3 protein-coding genes are annotated in these 3,258 nt (G+C 74.9%); 1 reads left to right on the top strand and 2 read right to left on the bottom strand.

The features are described 5' to 3' along the window. Nucleotides 1–609 (top strand): hypothetical protein (locus ACWEFJ_RS22870; protein WP_449714971.1); only part of this gene is annotated, 609 nt, incomplete at its 5' end. Between the two features lie 64 nt (nt 610–673). Here ACWEFJ_RS22870 and ACWEFJ_RS22865 read toward each other — a convergent pair. Both ACWEFJ_RS22865 and ACWEFJ_RS22860 read right to left on the bottom strand, forming a co-directional pair. Next, complete coding sequence (locus ACWEFJ_RS22865; RefSeq protein WP_378088757.1) at nt 674–1,753, bottom strand: transporter substrate-binding domain-containing protein; 1,080 nt, start codon at nt 1,751–1,753, stop codon at nt 674–676. Continuing rightward, nucleotides 1,750–2,997 carry a hypothetical protein gene (locus ACWEFJ_RS22860; RefSeq protein WP_449714970.1) on the bottom strand — a complete coding sequence of 416 codons (1,248 nt, stop codon included), beginning with the start codon at nt 2,995–2,997 and terminating at the stop codon, nt 1,750–1,752. The genes ACWEFJ_RS22865 and ACWEFJ_RS22860 overlap by 4 nt, the downstream gene beginning before the upstream one ends. Nucleotides 2,998–3,258 lie beyond the last annotated feature (261 nt).

The raw sequence follows: 3,258 nt of genomic DNA, 5'->3' as shown, positions 1-3,258 counted from the left end.
GGTTCGGCGGGCGGGCCGGGGCGGTTCGGGCTGGTCGCGGGCCTCGCGCTGGTGGTCGCCGAGGCCGCCGTGGGAGTGCTCGCGCCCGCGGTGGCCCGGACGGTGTTCGTGGGGGTCGCCGCCGGGCGGTGGAGCGTGGTCGCGGCCGTGGTGGCGGGCCGGTTCGCGCCGTCGCCACGCGTCGCCGCGGTCACGGCCGCGGGCTTGCAGGCGGGGGTCGTGATCCTCGTCGGGCTCGCGGCGGCGCTCGCGCGGGCGGTGCCGGAGTTCCTGCTCGTGTTCGTGCCGCAGGCCCTGGTCGCGGTCGCCGCCGCCACGGCCGCCGCGCGGTCGCGGGCGGGACGCCGGGCCGACCCGCTGTGGGCGGGGCTCGCCGTCGGCCTGCCGGGCGGCATCGTGGTCGTGCTGTGGCAGCTCGGCCACACCGGGCGCGGGGTGCTCGCGGCCGGCCTGGTGCTCGCGGCCGTGACGGCGGTGGTCCTGTCGCGTCGCGCCGCGCACCTGCCGGTGGTGGTGCCGTTCGGCGTCGCGGTGGCCCTCGCGTCGGCCCCGGTGTACTCGCTGGTGCCCGCGGCCTTCGCCGCGCTCTTCCCGGTGGCCGCCGGGTAGCCCCCTCACGGCGGCGGGCGTTCGGCGTCACCGCGTCGTGCGGGCGGGATCCCGGCGCGGGGCGCTAGTCGACGTAGGCGATGGGCGGCAGCGGGAGGATCGGCCCCTGCCGGAGGCCGGCCGCCCGGACCTTCTCGCCGAACCACCGCTCGTGCGACGCGCGCAGCGAGCCGTCCGCGCGCATCGCGGCGATCACGCCGTTGACGAACCGGACCAGGTCCCGGTGCTTGTTGCTGATCGCGACGCCCGCGGTGCCGCCGCCCCGGCCCGGCAGGTCGGTCAGCTCGGTGCCGGGGTCCTGCGTCTGGAGGCCCTGCAGGATCGGGAAGTCGGTGTAGACCGCGTCCACCAGCCCTCGTTGCAGGAGCATCAGGCACTCGCTGGAGTCGGGCGTCGAGACCGGCTTGATGCCGGTCGTCTCCTGCGCCTCCAGCAGGTCGACGATGCTCGTGGTGGCCGAGGCGGCGCACACCTTGCGGTCGCGCAGCTTCTCCAGCGAGTCGCGGGTCTCGGTGCCCCTGCGGGTCAGCAGGCCCGCGTTCGTGGTGAGGTAGGGCGTCGAGTAGATGATGTCGTGGTTGTAGACGCGGTCGCACGTCATCGTCACGTCGGCCACGACCATGTCCACGACCGGGACCTCGCGCAGCGTCTCCTCGCGGTTCTTGGCCGCCTCGTTCTTGTCCGTGTCGAGGGCCAGCAGCCGACTGCCGGTGGGCATGGTGACCAGCCGCAGCATCGTGTCGTTCGGCTGGAGCGGCCGGCCGAACAGCTCGGTCGCGATCCGGTTGATCAGGTCGATCTCGAAGCCCTCCATCTCGCCGGTCACCTGGTCGCGGCGGCTGAGCAGGGGCGTGGTCTGGCTGACGCCGACGTCCAGGCCGGTCCGGCGGATCTCCGCGAGCGTCGGGCCGTCGAGCACGCTCGTGCCGTCCTCCCGGCCGCCCGCGGGGTTGAGGGTGCGCATCGGGTCGTACTCCGCCCGGCCCTCCGGCGTGGTGCACTCCGGCGGCACCTCGGCCGGCTCCCCGGGGTCGCGGTAGCCGTTGGGCAGCACGGGTTCGGCGGTGCGCTCGGCGATCTGGGCGGGGTGCACCGAGCAGCCCGCGAGCACCAGCAGGAGCAGGACCGGCAGCCAGCGCTTCATCGGTAGTACTCCGCGATCCGGGGCCGGAGGCCGGCCAGCGCCGCGACGGCCGCCCCCGCCATCAACAGGGCGAAGACCACGTCCAGCCCGCCGAGCCACGCGCGGGCCGCGGCGGTGGCGTCGGCGGACGCGGTGGTGTAGGCGGAGATCGCCGCGGTGAGGTGCTCGTCCACCTGTTCCGCGGTCGACTTGCCCTGCTCGGGCGGCGTCACGAGCGAGCCGGTCTCCGGGTAGGTCATCCTCGAGTCGGTCGCGATCAGCACCGCGTCCGCGTCCGCCCACTTCCGCGCCTGCTCGGCCGCCTGGTCGATGCGCTCGCGGTCGGTGGCGGACCGGCCGGCCTCGGCGATCAGCCGGGCGATCTCGGCGAGGTCGTTCCGCAACGCCTCCTTGTCCCCGACCGACGGGTAGATCAGCAGGCGGGCCTCCCGGCCGTCGGCGGACCGGCCGACGTTGCGGGCCTGCGCCAGGGGCGCGACCACCTCCTCCCGTTGCCGGATGCTGTCCGCGGCGTGGCCGCCGGAGACCAGCAGCGGGATCGCCGTGACCAGGAGGGCGACGCCGGTGAGCACCGCCGCGGTGACGAGGCCGGTGTTGTAGCGGCGCTTGGTGCGCTTGAACAGGAACCGGTTGGACCAGTGGAGGACGCCCAGCACGGCCACCCCGAGCAGCCAGAGCGGCCAGGACTGGCTCGACGCGTCGCGCTGGGCCTCGGTGAGTTCCGCGATCTGGTCGTCGTACAGCGCCTTGGCGTCCGGGAGGATCCTCTGGTGGGCCAGGGAACTCGCCTGGCTCAGGTAGGACGTGGCGACCGGGTGCCCCTCGCGGCCCGCGCTCCAGCCCGTCTCGACGAACTGCACGTACTGCGGCACCAGGTCGGTGAGGCGCCGGACGCGCTCGGCCGCGCTCCCGCCGCCGTCCCGCTCCGCCGCGACCCGCAACGCGTCGAGGGCGTCGAAGACGTTCTCCCGGAACTCCTGCTGGAGCTGCGGCGACCGCTGCTGGTCGACCAGCACCGCGTCCAGCGAGGTGGCGTCGGCGTCCGCGAACGCGCGGTAGATGTCCAGCGCCGCGGACGTGAGCACACCGCGCCGCTCCACGGCGTCGTCCAGCAGGTCCTGCTTGCCCTGGAGCACCAGCAGGCCGATCAGGCCGAGCAGCAGCGCCGACACGGACGTCAGCGCGGCGATCATGGTCAGCTTGCCCTCGGTGCGCCCGAGGTAGGCGCGCAACTCCTCACGCACGCTCGCCCGACACCTCCGTCCCGTGATCAGGGCGAGTGAATCATCGCGTGTCGCGCCCTGTCGCCGGAATCGGTGAAGTGCACACGTTCGGCCCTGTCGACCGACTCGCGGACCGGCTCCGACGCCGGGCCGGTCGACACCCCGCTCCGCGCCGCACGTGCGCACCGCCGGGCTCCGGCCGCTCGACGCGCCGGACGGGTCCCGCACCAGGCGCACGGCGACGGGCCGGCACCCCCACCGCGGGGTGGGGGTGACCCGGAC

The sequence above is a fragment of the Actinosynnema sp. NPDC004786 genome (genome assembly GCF_053601135.1).
Note: the sequence above shows the minus strand (reverse complement) of the source record. Positions and strands in the feature narration are given on the sequence as shown.